Genomic DNA, 18,132 nt, shown 5'->3' with positions numbered 1-18,132 from the left:
CAATATAAAATTTCCTGTATATACATAACAAAAATAAAGGAGAAAAAAATGCGTGAATTAGACACATTAGGATTTAGAGATGAAGTTGAAGCTGGCAAAGGACTTTGCCTAGTAGATTTTAATGCAACATGGTGTGGACCTTGCAAAATGCAAGCACCAGTATTAGAAGAATTATCAAATGAAGTAGACTATCCAATCTATGGAGTAGATGTAGATGAGGCAGAAGAAATAGCAAGCGAATATAATGTAAATGCTGTTCCAAGCCTTATGATTTTTAAAGATGGTAAGTTACAAGAAACTCTTGTAGGCTTTCAATCAAAAGATGTCCTAGAAGAAGCAATGGGAAAATATTTATAATGAGATATAATTTAGCAGTAATCGGCGCAGGTCCAGCAGGACTTAGCGCCGCTGTTAATGCAAGCATAAGAAATAAAAGTGTTATAGTATTTGGAAGCGATTCCCCAGCAATTTCAAAAACCGAAGGTGTAAAAAATTATCTTGGTTTTGGGACAATAAGCGGAGCAGAATTAAATAAAAACTTCAAAAAAACTCTTGAAGGCCATGATATAGAAAGATCAAATGAAAAAGTCCAACAAATATATGCCATGGGAGATTATTTTGCAATTATCCTAAAGGGGGACAAAATGATTGAAGCTACATCTGTGATTGTAGCAACAGGCATAGAACTGAAAAAAGATTTGATTGGAGAAGATAGATTTTTTGGTAAGGGCGTTTCATATTGTGCTACCTGCGATGCAAGTTTTTATAAAGGCAAAAAAGTTGTCTTAATCGGCTACAATGAAGAATCAGTTGAAGAAGCAAATTACACTTCAGAAGTAGTGGATGAACTTATCTATGTAAATATGTATAGGGAAAATCCAGAATTAAATGAAGATATTGAAGTAATAAATGGAGAAGTCCCAGTAGAATTTGTTGGAGAAAAAAATCCTACAAAGCTTAAATTTAAATCTGGTAAAGAGATAGAAGCGGATGGATTTTTTATTATCCGTGATTCAGCAAAACCAGAAAGATTAGTTCCATCTATAAAAACAGATAATGAACACATCATTATTGATAAAAATTGCCGCACAAACATCCGTGGTCTTTATGCTGCAGGAGATGTAGCAGGTAGACCATATCAAATAAATAAGGCGGCAGGAGAGGGTCAAGTTGCAGCATTAGATGCAGCAAAATACATAAGTTTAATTGAAAGTGGGAAATTTTCCAAAGACTTGTGGTAAATAAGATATATAAAAATAAAAAAAATATTATTTTCAATTAAAAGAATATAAAAAATAGTATTTTTTTGATTGAAAATCCTAAAATTATATGTAAAATAAATAAAAAGATAAAAAATCCAGGAGGAGTTATGGCAACGGAACATATTGATTTTTTTGAATTCAATAATTCAATTTTCTCTATGATTAGAGAAATTTCACATAAAATTGATATATTATTGCAAGATACAGCTCAAGAATTGGGCATTACTACCTTGCAATTAAAAATGCTAATTACCCTTTATGCTAATAAGGATGCTGTTTCTATAGGAAACTTAGGAAAAGCAATTGGGGTAACAGGCGGTAATATTTCAAACATTTGTAAAAAATTAGAAAAACAAGGGTTTGTAACTAGAATAAGATCTGATGAAGATGAAAGAGTAGTAAATGTAGAACTAACTGAAAAAGGGAGCAAAGCAGCTGATAAGGTTGGAACATATTTTGACAAAATCAGAACAGACATCCCAACAGATGAGATAGATGTTAATTTACAAACAATAATTGATGAACTAGGAGCCCTTGATGTACTTTTAGATAATTATATCTCAAGGAGCGGACTATAAAGATGAGCGATAAAAAAAACAAATCTAATAGACCTCTTTTGTATTATTGGATAATTGCAATCATACTTTATATTGTAATTAGATTTGCAGTTAACCCAGTTATCAACCAAGACGCTGCAAAAGAGGTAAGCTATAGCCAATTTGTTACTATGATTGAAAAAGATCAAGTAACAGAAGTTTTCAAAGACGAAACAAAATATACTTTCAAAGCAGTAGTAGAGGGCAAAGAGCAAACTTATGAAACAGGTTTGTGGGCTGATACTGATCTAACAGATAGACTTTTAGAGGCTAAGAAAAATAACGATAAGCTAACATTTAGTAGAAAAATAGAAACAACTATGAATCCATGGTTGACTATCTTCCTAACATCAATCTTGCCTTTATTATTCCTATATGCAATATTTATTTTTGCGTCAAGATCTCTTACAAAAACCATGGGAGGCCGTGGTGGAGCAGATTTTATGAACTTTGGAAAATCAAATGCTAAAGTTTATGTGGAAAATAAAACAGGAAAGACTTTTAAGGATGTAGCTGGTCAAGAAGAAGCAAAAGATTCTTTATTTGAAATCGTAGACTTCCTTCACAATCCAGGAAAATACAAAGAAATTGGTGCTAAAGTACCAAAAGGTGTACTTTTAGTAGGACCTCCAGGAACTGGTAAGACACTTTTAGCAAAAGCAGTTGCTGGTGAAGCAAGTGTGCCATTTTTTACAATTTCTGGATCAGAATTCGTAGAAATGTTTGTAGGTCTTGGTGCAAGTAAGGTACGTGATTTATTTAAGCAAGCCAAAGAAAAAGCTCCATGTATTGTATTTATCGATGAGATTGATGCTATTGGTAAAAAACGTGATACAGGTGGTTTTTCTGGAAATGATGAACGTGAACAAACACTAAATCAATTATTAAACGAAATGGATGGTTTTGATGCAACTGAGGGGGTAGTACTTTTAGCTGCAACAAACAGACCAGAAATCTTAGACCCAGCCCTTACACGACCAGGACGTTTTGATAGACAAGTTGAAGTAGAACTTCCTGACAAACAAGGTCGTGAAGATATTTTAAAAGTACACGCTAAAAATATTAAACGCGAAGATAATATCGACTATGAAGAAATAGCAAGAAGAACAGCAGGAACATCTGGTGCAGATCTTGCAAATATCGTAAATGAAGGTGCCTTGCGAGCAGTGCGTGAAGGCCGCAAAAAATTAACCCAAGAGGACCTTGAAGAATCAATCGAAGTTGTAATTGCAGGTCAACAAAAGAAAAATGCAGTAATTTCTGATGACCAAAAGAAAATTATTGCCTATCACGAAGTTGGCCACGCCCTAGTAGCAGCAATTCAAACCCACAAGACCCCAGTTACAAAAATTACAATTGTACCAAGAACTGGTGGAGCATTGGGTTACACAATGACAGTTGATAAAGACGAAAAATATATTATGACCAAGCAAGAGCTATTTGATGAAATTTGTACTTTTGCCGGTGGTCGTTCTGCAGAAGAGTTAGTATTTAATACAAAAACTACTGGTGCAAGCAATGATATAGAACGTGCAACAGCCATGGCAAGATCTATGGTTACTATATACGGTATGGATGAAGACTTTGACTTTATGCAACTAGAACAAATCCAAGGAAAATACCTAGGTGGAGAAAGAGGACTAATTGTATCAAGTGGAACAGGAAATAAAATTGATGAAAAAGTTCAATCAATTATAAACCAAGCCCACATGAGAGCAATTGAAATCTTAAAAGAAAATATGGATAAGCTTCATGAAATTTCTGACTTCTTATTAAAAGAAGAAACTATAACAGGTGAAGAATTTATGGAAATATTAAACCGTAAAGAAGTAGATTCTATAGATAAGGAAGAAATCAGACAAAACACTGATGTCGACCTAAATGACTTAGATGATGAAGATACAGAAATAAATGATTTGCCACCAATAAATGAAAATCTAGATGATATGCCAAAGGATAATACTGAGGGCAATCAAGAAGATGAATAATAAAAAAACTGCCCAAAATAATGGGCAGTTTTTTATTTGGATATAATATTACATATGATATGTAAAATAGGCCGTGAGGCCTATACATTACAATTATTCTTAGTGTTAACGATAACTGTCATGCAATATAATTATACTTAAAATAAAAAATAAAACAATACATTGCAATCTATGTTATAATTATGACATAAATTGTTATAAGAAATAAAAGGAGGAAAAATGGAGACCAGTAACAAAAAAAGATGGTTAGCAGGAGGCCTTGCCCTCATAGTATTTTTGCTTTCACTTTTCACAGGAGAAAGCAAAGTAAAAGATTTTAATGAGGCAAATGTTTATGAAGAAGCCCGTCAAAGATTTATGGGGGCTGAAGATGAAGTCCTATATGGATCAAACCCTAATCAAAGAATTATGGTTCTTGATGTAGATGGAATGATAGCAAAAGATGATGCAAATGACTTTTTAGCAGAAAAACTTGATGAAGTCCTAGATGATGCTACAATCAGGGCAGTAATCTTGCATGTAAATTCTCCAGGTGGATCGGTTTATGCTAGTGAACGTATAGCAAAAAAAGTTGAGAAGATACAAGAAAAAAATATCCCAGTTTATTCAGTTATGCAAGAAGTAGCCGCTAGTGGTGGATATTACATATCTGCTCCATGTGATAAAATATACGCTTCAAATGAAACCTTTACAGGATCTATTGGGGTTATTATGCAATCTTATTCCCTAGAAGGTTTATTTGAAGAACATGGTATCAAAGAACAAAATGTTACAACTGGTAAAATGAAAGATGCAGGTACATTTGGCCGTGATATGAATAAGGAAGAAAAAGAATATCTTCAAGCCTTAGTAGACAGTGCCTTTGGTAGGTTTGTAAAAGTAGTAGCAGATGGTCGTGACATGAGTGAGTCAGAAGTTAGAAAACTTGCTGATGGAAGAATTTATGATGGTAGCCAAGCTGTAGAAAATGGTTTGGTAGATGAAATAGGTGATTTGGATGATGCAGTTGCAGATATCAGCGAAAAATATGAACTTACAGATCCAGTGGTATTTGAGAAAAATGAATTTGCAAGTGCTTTTGCAAAATACTTACCATACTTTAAATCAAATACTGATAATCCAAAATCAGACCTACAAATTTTAAAAGAGCTTATGGAAAGCGAAAAAAATAAACCTATGTACCTTTACGGGGGCTACTATGAGTGAGATTCAAGTAGTAGATAGGAAAGAAGTTCGAACTGATTTTTACTATGCAGGTTTTTTTATTAGACTTTTAGCCTTTGCTATTGATATGATAGTTGTCAATGCTATAGCTAGCATTATAAAAGGCATAATTGGAAGTGATGTAGATATTTTTAACAGTATCACATTATTTACTATTATAAGCTGGCTGATTACTCTAGCATACTTTACTCTCATGACTTATTTTAATAATGGTCAGACATTAGGAAAGATGATTACAAATATAAGAGTGATTCCTACAAGAGGAGATAAATTAACTTTAGGTCAAGTTGTTTCACGTGAAACATTCGGCAGATATGTACAAAACAAATATATGATTTTATATCTACTAATAGCTTTTGTTCCAAAAAAGCAATCGCTAATTGATTTGTTGTGTGACACTGTCGTAGTTAAGAATCGTGAGTATGAATATTATTTAAACACAAGAGAAATTTTATAAATATATATAAATATATCTAAAACATTGTAAAATCTAGCCTATATTTTGCTTAAAGCGCAGAATATAGGCTTTGTTAAATTTATGTATTTCTTTTCAAATAAATACTATATATGGTATCATAATTATCAGTTGATATAAATATACACAAGATATAGTATTAGAAAAATAGAGGAAATTATGGAAATTATTAAAAGAGATGGGACCCGTGTTCCATTTGAAAAATCAAAAATTGAAATAGCTATTTCAAAAGCCTTCGCCTCAGTAGATAGTTTAGTATCTGATGAAAAACTATCTGAAATGAGCGATAAGATTGCAGCTACTATCAATGAAAAATACCCAAAAGATCACACTGTGACAGTTGAGGAAGTGCAAGATTTAGTAGAATTAACCCTAATAGATGAAAACTATTATAGGGAAGTAAAATCATTTATACTTTACCGTGCAAAACACAATATGGATCGCAAGGTAATGACTGATTTTGAACAATATATCAGTGACAAAGAAATTTTAGATATTATTTCAAAAGTTCAAAATGAATTTGATAACCAAAGATATCCAATCGATTCACTTTATTTAAAATTTGAGTCATTTACCAAAGCAAATATGACTGACGATGAGCTTTTAAAAGCCTTAACTCGTGCAGCTAGTGAGCTTACCAGCAAGGAAACTCCAGATTGGGAAATCATTGCAGCAAGATTTTTAATGTATGAAATCGACCGTGAAATAAAGAGAAATGAAGAAAGATACGACATTGTAGATTTTAAATCAAAAATCGACTACCTAACTAATGCTGGCCTTTATGGAGCATATATCAAAGAAAACTACTCGCCAGAAGATTTTGATGAGCTAGAAAGCTATCTTAAAAAAGAACGTGATGATTTATTTACCTATTCTGGTTTAGATTTGGTTAAAAAACGCTATTTAATCCGTACATTTACAGGTGATATCATCGAAAGTGTCCAAGAAATGTTTATGGGCATTGCCATGCACTTAGCAATTCCAGAAAAAGATAGTGTTGCCTTTGCAAAAAGACTTTATGACATTCTTTCAACATTAAAAGCAACTATGGCGACCCCTACCATGACAAATGCTAGAAAGCCATTCAACCAACTTTCATCATGCTTTATAGATACAGTTCCAGATACTTTAAAAGGAATTTATCGTTCAATAACAAATTTTGCTGAAGTTTCTAAGCACGGCGGCGGCATGGGTTTATATTTTGGAAAAGTCCGTGCAAATGGATCTGACATTCGAGGTTTTGAAGGAGTTGCAGGTGGAGTTATCCGCTGGATAAGACTTGCAAACGACACTGCAGTTGCAGTTGACCAACTAGGTGTCCGCCAAGGAGCAGTTGCTTGTTACCTAGATATTTGGCATAAAGATATGCCAGAATTTTTGGGACTTAAAACAAATAACGGCGATGATAGGATGAAAGCCCATGATATTTTCCCTGGAGTTTGTGTTCCAGATTATTTCTGGGAATTGACCCGTGATGATATAAATGCAACTTGGTATATGTTTGACCCACATGAAATTGTAAAAAAATATGGCAAATCATTAGAAGACACCTATGGAGATGAGTGGAAAGAATTTTATTTAAAACTCATTGAGGATAAAGAAATCTCAAGAAGAACAATGCCAGTAAAAGAAATGGTGCGTTTATTAATCAAATCCTGGACAGAAACAGGAACACCATTTGTATTTAATAGAGATGCTGTAAATAAATTTAATCCAAATAAACACAAGGGAATGATTTACTCATCAAATTTATGTACAGAAATTGCCCAAAATATGAGTTCATCAGAAACAATTTCAACAGAAATAGTTGATGAAAACGGCGATACAATCATAGTTAACAAAACAAAACCGGGTGACTTTGTAGAATGTAACCTAGCAAGTCTAACCCTTGGTAAATTTGATGTAACCGATCAAGCAGTCCTAGAAGAAACTGTAAGAACAATAGTTAGAGCCTTAGATAATGTAATCGACCTAAACTACTATCCAACCCCATATGCAGAGGTTACAAACAAAAAATACCGTGCAATTGGGCTTGGAACAAGCGGTTACCATCATATGCTAGTTAAAAATGACATCAAATGGACAAATCGTGAGGCCCACGCAGAATTCGTAGACAAGGTTTATGAAGATATAAACTACTATGCAATTCTAGAATCAATGGAAATTGCCAAAGAAAAAGGTGCTTACAAAGAGTTTGAAGGATCAGACTGGCAAACAGGCGATTATTTTGCTTTAAGAGATTACAATAGCGAGCGTTGGGAAGAATTAAAAAATCAAGTAGCTAAAAACGGTCTAAGAAATGGTTATCTAATGGCAATCGCTCCAACGGGCTCTACATCAATTATCTCAGGAACATCTGCAGGAGTTGATCCAATTATGAGCAGATACTTCCTGGAAGAGAAAAAAGGAGCCATAGTACCAAGAGTAGCCCCAGGACTAACCACAAAAACATTCTGGCTTTACGAAAACGCCCACGACATTGACCAAAATATCTCAATGGAAATGGCAGGAGTAAGACAAAGACACATAGACCAAGCCCAATCAATAAATATCTACATCACCAACGAATACACCATGCGCCAAATATTAAACGTATATATTAAAGCATGGGAATCAGGAGTAAAAAGTATTTACTACGTAAGAGGCAAGAGCCTTGAAGTAGAAGATTGCGATTCTTGTGCAAGCTAGTTAAGATTTAAATAAAATATTCGACTCATAAAAAATTTTTAAAAATCAAAGACAAAAGCCTCTGTAAAATTCAGAGGTTTTTTTAGTTTGTAAAAAATAGACTTAGGCAAAACTATATACTTTTTATTTATAGTGGTACAGTTAAATTAAGAAGTAGTAATAATAAAGGAGCGAAAAATGGAAGATAGCAAAAAAAAAGAAGTTGAAAAACGTGGAATTTTCAATGAAGATGGAGATGTAGATCTTGCTAAGAGAAAAATTATCCAAGGAAATACCACAAATCTAAATGATTTTAACAACTTAAAATACACCTGGACCAGTGATTGGTACCGCCAAGCTATGAATAACTTCTGGATACCAGAAGAAATTAACCTAAATCAAGATATAAAAGATTATAGAAATCTTGATGAGCACGAAAAATTTGCCTTTGATAGGATAATTTCATTTTTAACATATCTTGACTCAATCCAAACTGCAAATCTCCCAAATTTGCAAACCTATGTTACAGCAAATGAAATCAACCTTTGCCTGTCAATTCAAACCTACCAAGAGTCCATCCACTCGCAATCATATTCATATATCCTAGATACAATTTGTTCACCAGAAGAACGTACAAATATCCTTTATATGTGGAAGGATGACGAACATTTACTTCACAGAAATGAATACATCGGTGAGCAATACAATGATTTCTTAGAAAAAGATGACGAATTTAACTTTATGAAAGCCCTGATTGCAAATTATATTCTAGAAGGTATTTATTTCTACTCAGGATTTTCATTTTTCTATAATCTAGGACGTAACGGCAAAATGCCAGGAACTGTTCAAGAAATCAGATACATCAACCGTGACGAAAATACCCACCTATGGTTATTTAGGTCTCTTATAAATGATCTTAAAAAGGAAAGACCAGATTTATTTACCCAAGAGCACATCAAATACTACACAGAAATGCTAAAAGAAGGTGTAGAGCAAGAAATTGCTTGGGGAAAATATGCTATTGGTGATAATATTTCAGGACTAAATGGCAAAATGATAGAAGATTATATCAAGTATTTAGGAAACCTAAGAGCGAAAGGTCTTGGATTTGGAAATCTATATGAAGGCTATAACGAAGTGCCAGATTCTATGAAATGGGTTGAAGAATACGCTGACCCTAACCAAGTAAAAACAGACTTTTTTGAGGCAAAAGTTTCTGCATACTCCAAATCTTCAATTATCGAAGACGATTTATAAAATTAGAACCCTTAGGGGTTCTTTTCTTGTGCCTAAATTTCAATAATTTTTACTAATTGATAAAATTTTTTAAAAATAGTTGAACATTGTTCATTTGAGTGTAGAATATAAACTGTAACAACAAATGAACGATGTTCATTTTTATATAGGAGGTTTTATGGCATCGGATAGATTAGGTGGGAAAAAAGCAAAAATTATGGAAGCGGCTCTTAAAGTTTTTAAGAAAAAGGGTCCTGATAAGGCTTCTGTACGTGAAATCATGGCTGAGTCTGGTTTTGGACTTGGAACTTTTTATCTATATTACACTGATAAAAATGATTTGAAGGAAAAAATCGTCCTTGATAAGGCCATGGATATCATAATAAAAGCTGAGGAAAACTGTAAGGGTGAAGATCCAGTTGAAAGATATATTTCTTTTGTGGATTACATAATAGATTATTTAATTGCCAATCCATTTGAGCTTGACCTTTTAAGTAACAATATTACTTGGGCCCTATATACAAAAATCGAACATGATGAAAGACTGACTGAAGCTGACTCGACTTTGCAATTTATTCTAAGTAGGTATGAAAATTTATTTTCCAAATCTTACAGCCAGTCTCAACAACTTTATATCCTTGCAATGACATTTGATATTATGATGTCCACTTGTAAGAGTGCTCTTATGGAAGATTCGACTTTATCTATTGATGAAATGAAACCAGTTTTATTTGCTGTTATAGGAAAAATTTTTAATGGAACAGGAGAAATTAAATGAAAAAAATATCAAAATTTATTTCATACCATCCAAAATTAGTCTTACTTATTATGACCTTATTATTAATACCATCTTGGATTGGCTATGAAAAAACTGATGTAAATTATGACATTCTCTCCTACTTACCTGCTGACCTTGAGTCTACCCAAGGCCAAGAAATTCTAGATAAGGATTTTAAAAATGCTGCAACTGGCATGCTGATTTTAAAGGGAGATGACCATGATGCAGATGAACTTAAAAAGCAGATTCTAGAAGTTGATGGTGTAGAAGATGTTATTTCAAAATCTTCTATTGTGGGAGATACAGTACCAAATGAATTTTTGCCAGATGAGATAAGAAATGCTTTTTATGCAGAAGATTCTACTCTTTTAATGGTTAAATTTAGCGAATCATCCTCCTCATTTAGGACTATGGAGGCCATTGATCAGATAAAAGCAATTGAGTCTAAGGAAAAATTCCTATCAGGTATTTCTTCTTTAGTAAAAGATACCAAGGATCTAATAGATCATGAAACACCAATATATGTGGCACTGGCAGTTATACTTGCCCTTATAGTTTTAAGTTTGGCCAATGAATCAACTATCATACCATTTTTGTTTATGCTAAATATTGGTTATGCAATTTTATATAACTTTGGTACAAATATTTTCTTAGGGGAGATTTCATATATTACCAAGGCAATTGCAGCAGTACTCCAACTAGCTGTAACAACAGATTATTCAATTTTCTTATATCACAGATATGTAGAGAAAAAACAAACAAATGAAGATAATCGTGAAGCAATGTCAAAGGCAATTACAAGTACAGTTGCATCTATATTTGCATCATCACTTACTACCTTTGCAGGATTTTTAGTATTGATTTTAATGAGACTAGGTCTTGGTAAAGATATCGGACTTGTAATGAGTAAGGGTGTGCTTTTAGGATTAATCTCAACAGTAGTTGTTCTTCCACCTATGCTATTGCTTACAGAAAAATGGGTTAATAAATATAATCACAAAGTACTATTACCATCATTTGAAAAAACTGCAGATTTCACTTTAAAATACAGAAAAGCTTTATTTATTGTATTTTTAGCCCTATTTATCCCAGCAGTTTATGGATCAAATAATACTGAGCTTTATTACAACCTAGATAGGTCCTTACCACAAGACCTTGACTCAATAGTTGCCCTAAATAAAATGAAAAAAGATTATGACATGGCATCTACTGACTTTATAGTGGTAAAAGATGATTTGAGTAAGCAATCTATAAATGGCATGATAGATGAGCTTGAAAAAGTAGATGGTGTAAACAATGTCCTAAGCGTAAATTCTATGACCGGACTTACCTTGCCATCTAGTGTTTTACCAGATAAATTAAAAGATAATTTTGTAAAAAATGGTTACCAAATGATTATGCTAAATTCAAAATACCAAACCGCATCACCAGAAGTTAATAAACAAATTGAAGAAATAAATAAGATTGTAAAAGCCCACGACCCAGATGGCTACTTAACAGGTGAAGCAGTCCTTACTGATGACCTAACAGAAATATCTGATAGGGACTTCCAAATGGTAAATATAGCCTCTATTGTCGTTGTATTTTTAATTATAGCAGTGGTATTTAAATCTTTTGCACTTCCAGTTGTACTAATTGCAGCAATAGAACTAGCCATTTTTATAAATATGGGAATTCCATTTTACATGGGCCAAACCATACCATTTATCACATCAATAATTATTGGTGTAGTCCAATTAGGATCAACAATTGACTACTCAATCCTAATGACAGATAGGTTTTTATATGAATATAAGCAAACAAAAGACAAAGATGAGGCCTTAATGGTAGCTACAAAAGAAACTGCAAAATCAATCGTAACATCAGCCCTATCATTTTTTGCAGCAACAATCGGTGTAGGTATCTACTCAAAAATGGAGATTGTATCTACCATATGTATATTTTTGGCAAGAGGAGCAATAATTTCTATGCTAGTAATTATTATCTTCCTACCTGCAATAATTAGTGTGACATTCCCATTCATAAAGAAAACAACAAAAGGATTAAACTAGGAGGATTTTATGAATAAAAAATTTGTAAAAGTTCTTGCAGCAGTAACTGTAAGCTCAGTGCTAGGAGCAAATATATCATATGCAGCTACAGAACCTGTAAGAAAAAGCGAAACCATTTATGTAACCAAAGAAGATAATAAAATCGTAGATGAAACAGCATCTATATGGCTAAATGGAGATGAAAATATAAAAACAAAAGATAAAACAAACTTAAAAGACATTAAAAATCTAGAAACAGATGAAGCCATTGATGCAAATAATGGATATATAGACTGGAAGACAGAAGAAAAAGACATTTATTACCAAGGAAAAACAAACGGTGAACTACCAATAGATGTGTCTGTAAAATATTTTCTAGATGGTAAGGAAGTAAAAGCAAGTGAACTAGAAGGAAAATCTGGCCACTTAAAAATAGTAGCAGAATCTACAAACAAAAAATCAACATCAGCAAAAATTGATGGCAAAGAAACAAATATTTTCTCCCCATATGCAGTAGCAACAGCAATGATTTTTGATGGAGACAAGGTTTCAAATATCACAAGTGATAGCGGAAAAATCGTAAAAGACGGTAAAAACCAAGTTGTAACTGGACTTTTGACACCAGGATTAAAAGAAAACTTTGCTGATGTTCTTGATGCTGACAAGCTTGATAAATTTAAAGACAAAATCGAAGTAGAGATGGATGTCACTGACTACAAACAAAGTGAAATTTATACCCTAATTACAAATGAATTTTTCCAAGAAGATACAAATTTAGCTTCCCTAGATGATTTAAATGAAGGTATCGATAAACTAGAAAATAATATGACAAAACTTGTAGATGCATCAGATGAATTAGAAAATGGTGGCAAACAAATTAACGATGGTATCAGCCAATTAAACGCTGGTGCTGGCAAATTATCAGATGGATCAGCAAAAATTTTGGCAAACTTTGAAAAACTTGGAGATGCCTTTGCAGATTTACCAGGCCAAGTTTCAGTAATGACTAATGCAGTAAATCAACTTAGCGATGGATCAAATAATTTAAATGCTGGTATCAATAAATACACAGCAGGTGTTAGCCAAGTAAATCAAAATATGCCAGCCCTAAATCAAGGTGCAAAAGAATTACAAAACGGTGCAACAGAACTAGATAACGGTATTGCCCAATTAAATCAAGCAACAAGTGAATTAAAAGAAAAAACTGCTATGAGTTCAAAAGCGGGAGATCAAAAAACATCTTCGCTTACAGATTCTCTAGGCCAATTACAAAAAGGACTTGATGACTTTGGGCAAAACATTACTCCACTTGCAAATAGTGTCGATGAGTTAAATGGAGGTCTTACAAAACTTTCTGATGCGTCAGCAAATATGACTTCAAACATAGAAAAATTAAGTGAAAGTGCAAATGGTATAAATGTCGAAACAAGTCTTGAAAATATTTATTCTCAAGCAAATGCAATAGATAACGTAATTGCAAATTTAGAAGGAAATAACGAAGATGGCACACTAAGTGAGCAAATTGAAAATCTAGCTGCAATTAAAAATGGACTTTATGGCGAAGCTGAAAATCTTAAAGCTAGTGCACAAATTAGCACAGGAGTAAAAGCAGGACTTAATGAGTTAAATCAAGCATCTGGAGAACTAACAGCAGGTATAAATCAAGCCAATGCTGGCTCAAAAGAAATTTCTACAAAAGTATCAGCTTCAAAAGATGAATTAGCAAAAGCATCAACTAGCCTATCAGCTGGTGTAGAAAAAATTAATAAGGGATTCTCAGAATCAAATCTTGCAAAACTACAAGAATCAATTGCTATGCTTGACGGGGCAACAAGCAAAATTAAAGCTGGATCAAGCAAACTAAAAGAAGGAGCCATCCAAAATACAGCAGGTGTTGAAAAATTATCAGGTGCTATAAATGAACTTGACCAAAACTCTGCACAACTAGCTAATGGTTCACAAAAACTTTCAAATGGCTTAGAAGAATTTAAAAATAAATCACAATCACTAAATCAACTATCTAACATCAATGAAACAGCAATTAACCCATTAGCAGATGCACTTAGACAATTAAATACAGGATTAAACGAACTTAATCAATCAACAGGCAAATTAAAAGAAGGAAGCGATAAATATGAAGCTGGCTACCACGAATTTGCCCAAGGATTAAAAGATTATAAATCTCAAGGTATTGATGAATTAACAAATAAAACAGGCGATGTTCAAAAAGTAAGTGATATCCTAGATCAAATGTCAAAACTTGCCAAAGAAAATAATTCAATATCTGGAAGCACAGATGACTTTGAAACAAGATCAAGAATTATAGAAAAAATCAAATAATACAGATAGCAAGTGGACCTAAATATTTTTAATTTGGTCCACTTATATTTTATAAAAAAATTTAAAAATATGTTCTAAGTATTTTTTTATATTGGGTATTAAAAAAATATGTATGAAAAACATGCAAATTAATTTCAAAATTATACTATAAAGTTCCAAAAAAATTTGATAAAATTTTAATTATTCCTATTTTCTGGGCTTATTTTGTGGTATAATTTAATTAATGTTATTTAGGGGGTGAAAAATGGCAGATGATATTTTACTAAAAATCAAAGAGGCTGAAGAAGCTGCTTCAAAAAGTGTCAGTGATGCAAAAATAAAATCACAAGACATTTTATCAGAAGCTAAGTCTAATGCTGAAAGTGAGTATAAGAGAATAATCTCTGATGCAAACCAAAAAGCAAAAGGTCTCATTGATGAAGCAAATCGCAAGGCTCAAAGCAGTAAAGAACCTATTTTGCAAAAGGCACGCGAGGCTTCAAATAATATTTTAAACACCGATAACAAAAATGTTAAAACTATTATCGATGCTTTAACAGAAAGGATTGTAAGAGATGGCAATAGTTAAAATGGATAAGTTTAACTTGCTAAGTTTCGACTCTGATAGAGAAAATCTTCTTAATAGCTTACAAAGTTTTAACTATGTACATTTTAACGATTTGGTAAAAGAAAATGATGAAAATTATATAAGTGAAGTACGCGAGACTGAAAGGCTTGCTCATATTGATGAATCACTTAATAAGGTAAATTATGCGATAGATGTCATAAGAGACTACACAAAAGATTTACCAGAAGAACTTGATGAGAAAGTAAGTGACTTATCTTTAGAAGAGGTCAACAGACGTGGATCAAACTTCATTTTGATTTAATTTATGAGAAATTAAGAGATCTTATAACCAAACGTGAAAAACTTGTACAAAGTAGGGATGGCCTAAACCAAAAACAAAGCGACTTATCTCCATGGCAAGATATAGATGTCAACATGGATCAGCTTTATAGGTCAGATAGATTTTTTATGGAAACTGGAACTATTTCAAGCAGATTCTATGAAGATTTGCAAAAGGCTCTAGTAGAAAGAAATCTAGATGGAACCTTGGTTTATAAGCTAAGCGAAAGAGAGGGCAATTATTATGTTGTAGCCCTTTCAACAAATAAAGAAGCAGAAAAATTCTCCGAAATACTTAGAGAATTTGGATTTACCAGAGTAAAAATAGCTGCAGATAGTGAGGTTAATAATTACTTAATTGACCTAGGTGAACAAAAAGATGAGGTAAATAAGCAAATCCAAGCAGTAGACAATGAAATAATTGACTTTAAAAAATATTTGGAAGACTTATATATCTATCAAGCCTATATCATCAACTGCAGGAAAAAAGAAGCTTCAAGTGAGAACTTCCTAAAAACTCGTCAAATGAATATCGTAGAAGGCTATGTGCCAAGCGATAAAAGTGAAGAATTTAAGGCAGATTTAAATCAAATATTGGGAGATAAATACATACTTGATGTAATACCAGCCCAAAAAGATGACCCAAATGTGCCAATTATTCTAAAAAACAACAAATTAGTTGAACCTTACGAAAATGTTGTTGAAACTTATGCGCTACCAAAATATAGCGAACTAGATCCAACCAGTATTGTTGCTCCATTTTATACAATCTTTACAGGATTTATGATTGGGGACTTAGGTTATGGACTTCTTGGAGTTATTGCAATATTACTTGCCCTAAAACTAAAAGATTTCCCTAAAGATACTCAAAAAACTCTAAAACTTTTCCTAAGAATTTCCATATCAGCATGTGTATTTGGATTTATCTTTGGATCAGTATTTGGAGGTATAATCGATGTGCCATTTGGCTGGATTGATACAACTACTGATATCAATGAGCTTATTGTAATGAGTCTGGTAATCGGTGGTGTTAGCTTATTCTTTGCTCTTGGAGTAAAAGGATATATGGCAATCCGTGATGGTCGCTTTGATGGAGTAATCTTTGATGTACTTAGCTGGTATATGGCAGTAGGTGGAGCAATTGCTCTAGTCCTTACAAAAAATCCAATTGCAAAATACATCATGATTGCTGGAATGATAATGATTGTATTATTTGCAGGACGTGCTATAAAATCATGGCCTGGTAGACTTGCAAGTGGTGCTTATGAATTATATGGAATCACATCTTGGATTGGAGATTTCGTATCATTCTTAAGACTTATGGCCCTTGTACTTTCAGGTGGATTCGTAGCTTATTCTGTAAACTTAATTGTAAAAATGATGGCAGGCAGTGGCATAGGCGGCCTAATAGGTGGCATAATCATATTTGTAGTTTTCCAATTATTTAATATGTTCTTATCCTACCTATCAGCATATGTACACTCACTAAGGTTAATTTATGTAGAAATGTTTAACAAATTCTACGAAGGTGGCGGTATCAAATTCCGCGAAATGACAGAAGATACTAATAATATAAATATCATTAGAAGAGGAGAAAAATAATGAGCGATTTTTTTATTGAAAACGGTGGAACAGTTTTAGCAGTTTTAGCAGCAGCAATAGCAACACTACTATCAGGTATTGGTTCAGCTAAGGGTGTAGGTATGGCAGGTGAAGCAACAGCAGCACTAACAGTAGATCAACCAGAAAAATTTGGTAAATCACTTATCCTACAACTACTTCCAGGTACACAAGGACTTTACGGATTCGTAATCGGATTCTTTATCCTACAACAAATCACAGGTGGAGATCAAATCACATTTGAAAAAGGTCTATACTTACTAATGGCAGCTCTTCCAGTAGCAATCGTTGGTTATGCTTCAGCACAAAGACAAGCTAGAGTAGCTATTGCCGGTGTAAATATCCTTGCTAAAAACGAAGATGAATTCGTAAAAGGTGTTGTTTACTCAGTAATGGTTGAGTTATACGCAATCTTAGGCTTTGTAATCTCTCTACTACTAGTACTAAACGCATAATATTAGGAAAAGATTATGAATAATCTTGAAGTAATATTAGAATCAATAATTAACGAAGGAAATACTGAAAGTCAAAATATAATAAACGATGCTACAGATAAAGCCAACAAAATAGTTAGCGAGAAAAAAACTGAAGCAGAAAAAAGAGCACAAGAAATAATTGAAAGTGCAAAAAAAGAAGCCGAAACAATCGAAAAAAACGAAACGGTATCTACACAAAGACAATCACGTGATATAGAGATCAATGCAAAAAATAAAGTAATCGATGGAGTAGTAGAAAAACTTCTAGAAAACTTAAAAAATCTAGACGAAAACTCATACAAAGCCTACATTGAAAACACTTTAAATAAATCAAATATCACAAACGGCGAGATTTTACTAGCAGAAAACTTCAAAAATACTATTAAGGACAATGAATTTAATGGTATAAAAGTAGCTGATGAAACAGTAGAAGATGGTTTTGTAGTAAGATCTGGCAAAATCGAATACGACAACAGATTTTCTTCAATATTAAAATACAACATTGATGATATAAGAAAAGAAATTTCAGATGAAATCTTTAAATAAGGAGGGCT

General features: G+C 32.9%; 16 protein-coding genes. All 16 read left to right on the top strand.

Annotated elements, in window-relative coordinates; all coding sequences use genetic code 11:
• Window positions 1-48 precede the first annotated feature (48 nt).
• The 16 genes from trxA to ACKRLN_RS07420 all read left to right on the top strand — a co-directional run bounded on the left by trxA (window position 49) and on the right by ACKRLN_RS07420 (window position 18,124).
• Window positions 49-357, top strand: a complete 309-nt coding sequence (gene trxA, locus ACKRLN_RS07495) for a thioredoxin (RefSeq protein WP_296142205.1) — start codon at window positions 49-51, stop codon at window positions 355-357.
• Window positions 357-1,241 carry an NAD(P)/FAD-dependent oxidoreductase gene (locus ACKRLN_RS07490; protein ID WP_416334748.1) on the top strand — a complete coding sequence of 295 codons (885 nt, stop codon included), beginning with the start codon at window positions 357-359 and terminating at the stop codon, window positions 1,239-1,241. Before trxA ends, ACKRLN_RS07490 begins: the two co-directional genes overlap by 1 nt.
• A 128-nt stretch (window positions 1,242-1,369) precedes the next feature.
• Window positions 1,370-1,840, top strand: a complete 471-nt coding sequence (locus ACKRLN_RS07485; protein WP_203127191.1) for a MarR family winged helix-turn-helix transcriptional regulator — start codon at window positions 1,370-1,372, stop codon at window positions 1,838-1,840.
• Window positions 1,841-1,842: 2 nt separating this feature from the next.
• Entirely contained in the window at window positions 1,843-3,846 is a 2,004-nt protein-coding gene (ftsH, locus tag ACKRLN_RS07480) for an ATP-dependent zinc metalloprotease FtsH (protein ID WP_295883727.1), read from the top strand.
• Window positions 3,847-4,065: 219 nt separating this feature from the next.
• On the top strand, window positions 4,066-5,052 hold the full coding sequence (gene sppA, locus ACKRLN_RS07475; protein WP_203127193.1) for a signal peptide peptidase SppA: 987 nt from the start codon (window positions 4,066-4,068) through the stop codon (window positions 5,050-5,052).
• Window positions 5,045-5,527, top strand: a complete 483-nt coding sequence (locus ACKRLN_RS07470; protein WP_295883731.1) for an RDD family protein — start codon at window positions 5,045-5,047, stop codon at window positions 5,525-5,527. Before sppA ends, ACKRLN_RS07470 begins: the two co-directional genes overlap by 8 nt.
• A 177-nt stretch (window positions 5,528-5,704) precedes the next feature.
• A complete protein-coding gene (locus tag ACKRLN_RS07465; RefSeq protein ID WP_416334747.1) occupies window positions 5,705-8,233 on the top strand; it encodes a ribonucleoside-diphosphate reductase subunit alpha in 2,529 nt (842 codons plus the stop codon).
• A gap of 177 nt (window positions 8,234-8,410) precedes the next feature.
• Window positions 8,411-9,469 carry a ribonucleotide-diphosphate reductase subunit beta gene (locus ACKRLN_RS07460; protein WP_203127197.1) on the top strand — a complete coding sequence of 353 codons (1,059 nt, stop codon included), beginning with the start codon at window positions 8,411-8,413 and terminating at the stop codon, window positions 9,467-9,469.
• Window positions 9,470-9,626: 157 nt separating this feature from the next.
• Window positions 9,627-10,226 (top strand): TetR/AcrR family transcriptional regulator, encoded by a 600-nt coding sequence (locus ACKRLN_RS07455; protein ID WP_203127198.1) that lies wholly within the window; start codon window positions 9,627-9,629, stop codon window positions 10,224-10,226.
• Complete coding sequence (locus ACKRLN_RS07450) at window positions 10,223-12,277, top strand: efflux RND transporter permease subunit (RefSeq protein ID WP_416334746.1); 2,055 nt, start codon at window positions 10,223-10,225, stop codon at window positions 12,275-12,277. Before ACKRLN_RS07455 ends, ACKRLN_RS07450 begins: the two co-directional genes overlap by 4 nt.
• A 9-nt stretch (window positions 12,278-12,286) precedes the next feature.
• Window positions 12,287-14,596 (top strand): hypothetical protein, encoded by a 2,310-nt coding sequence (locus ACKRLN_RS07445; RefSeq protein ID WP_416334745.1) that lies wholly within the window; start codon window positions 12,287-12,289, stop codon window positions 14,594-14,596.
• A gap of 244 nt (window positions 14,597-14,840) precedes the next feature.
• Window positions 14,841-15,164 (top strand): ATPase V, encoded by a 324-nt coding sequence (locus tag ACKRLN_RS07440; RefSeq protein ID WP_295883757.1) that lies wholly within the window; start codon window positions 14,841-14,843, stop codon window positions 15,162-15,164.
• Window positions 15,151-15,465, top strand: coding sequence for a hypothetical protein (locus tag ACKRLN_RS07435; protein ID WP_416334744.1), 315 nt, complete (start codon window positions 15,151-15,153; stop codon window positions 15,463-15,465). The genes ACKRLN_RS07440 and ACKRLN_RS07435 overlap by 14 nt, the downstream gene beginning before the upstream one ends.
• 113 nt (window positions 15,466-15,578) lie before the next feature.
• Window positions 15,579-17,084, top strand: coding sequence for a V-type ATP synthase subunit I (locus tag ACKRLN_RS07430; RefSeq protein WP_416334743.1), 1,506 nt, complete (start codon window positions 15,579-15,581; stop codon window positions 17,082-17,084).
• Entirely contained in the window at window positions 17,084-17,557 is a 474-nt protein-coding gene (locus ACKRLN_RS07425; protein ID WP_203127203.1) for a V-type ATP synthase subunit K, read from the top strand. Before ACKRLN_RS07430 ends, ACKRLN_RS07425 begins: the two co-directional genes overlap by 1 nt.
• Before the next feature lie 15 nt (window positions 17,558-17,572).
• A complete protein-coding gene (locus ACKRLN_RS07420; RefSeq protein WP_296142175.1) occupies window positions 17,573-18,124 on the top strand; it encodes a V-type ATP synthase subunit E in 552 nt (183 codons plus the stop codon).
• Window positions 18,125-18,132: the final 8 nt, after the last annotated feature.

It is taken from the genome of Anaerococcus sp. AH8042_DFU013_CI05 (assembly GCF_047936775.1).
Classification (GTDB): Bacteria; Bacillota; Clostridia; order Tissierellales; family Peptoniphilaceae; genus Anaerococcus.
This window is presented reverse-complemented; position numbering and strand designations above follow the sequence as displayed.

Bases quoted from the DNA above. Each gene is read 5' to 3' on its own strand.
- ACKRLN_RS07485 (WP_203127191.1), top strand. From the start codon at position 1,370: ATGGCAACGGAACATATTGATTTTTTTGAATTCAATAATTCAATTTTC.
- ACKRLN_RS07455 (WP_203127198.1), top strand. From the start codon at position 9,627: ATGGCATCGGATAGATTAGGTGGGAAAAAAGCAAAAATTATGGAAGCG.
- ACKRLN_RS07460 (WP_203127197.1), top strand. From the start codon at position 8,411: ATGGAAGATAGCAAAAAAAAAGAAGTTGAAAAACGTGGAATTTTCAAT.
- ACKRLN_RS07490 (WP_416334748.1), top strand. From the start codon at position 357: ATGAGATATAATTTAGCAGTAATCGGCGCAGGTCCAGCAGGACTTAGC.
- sppA (WP_203127193.1), top strand. From the start codon at position 4,066: ATGGAGACCAGTAACAAAAAAAGATGGTTAGCAGGAGGCCTTGCCCTC.
- ACKRLN_RS07430 (WP_416334743.1), top strand. From the start codon at position 15,579: ATGGATCAGCTTTATAGGTCAGATAGATTTTTTATGGAAACTGGAACT.
- ACKRLN_RS07435 (WP_416334744.1), top strand. From the start codon at position 15,151: ATGGCAATAGTTAAAATGGATAAGTTTAACTTGCTAAGTTTCGACTCT.
- trxA (WP_296142205.1), top strand. From the start codon at position 49: ATGCGTGAATTAGACACATTAGGATTTAGAGATGAAGTTGAAGCTGGC.
- ACKRLN_RS07440 (WP_295883757.1), top strand. From the start codon at position 14,841: ATGGCAGATGATATTTTACTAAAAATCAAAGAGGCTGAAGAAGCTGCT.
- ACKRLN_RS07425 (WP_203127203.1), top strand. From the start codon at position 17,084: ATGAGCGATTTTTTTATTGAAAACGGTGGAACAGTTTTAGCAGTTTTA.
- ACKRLN_RS07445 (WP_416334745.1), top strand. From the start codon at position 12,287: ATGAATAAAAAATTTGTAAAAGTTCTTGCAGCAGTAACTGTAAGCTCA.
- ACKRLN_RS07470 (WP_295883731.1), top strand. From the start codon at position 5,045: ATGAGTGAGATTCAAGTAGTAGATAGGAAAGAAGTTCGAACTGATTTT.
- ftsH (WP_295883727.1), top strand. From the start codon at position 1,843: ATGAGCGATAAAAAAAACAAATCTAATAGACCTCTTTTGTATTATTGG.
- ACKRLN_RS07465 (WP_416334747.1), top strand. From the start codon at position 5,705: ATGGAAATTATTAAAAGAGATGGGACCCGTGTTCCATTTGAAAAATCA.
- ACKRLN_RS07420 (WP_296142175.1), top strand. From the start codon at position 17,573: ATGAATAATCTTGAAGTAATATTAGAATCAATAATTAACGAAGGAAAT.
- ACKRLN_RS07450 (WP_416334746.1), top strand. From the start codon at position 10,223: ATGAAAAAAATATCAAAATTTATTTCATACCATCCAAAATTAGTCTTA.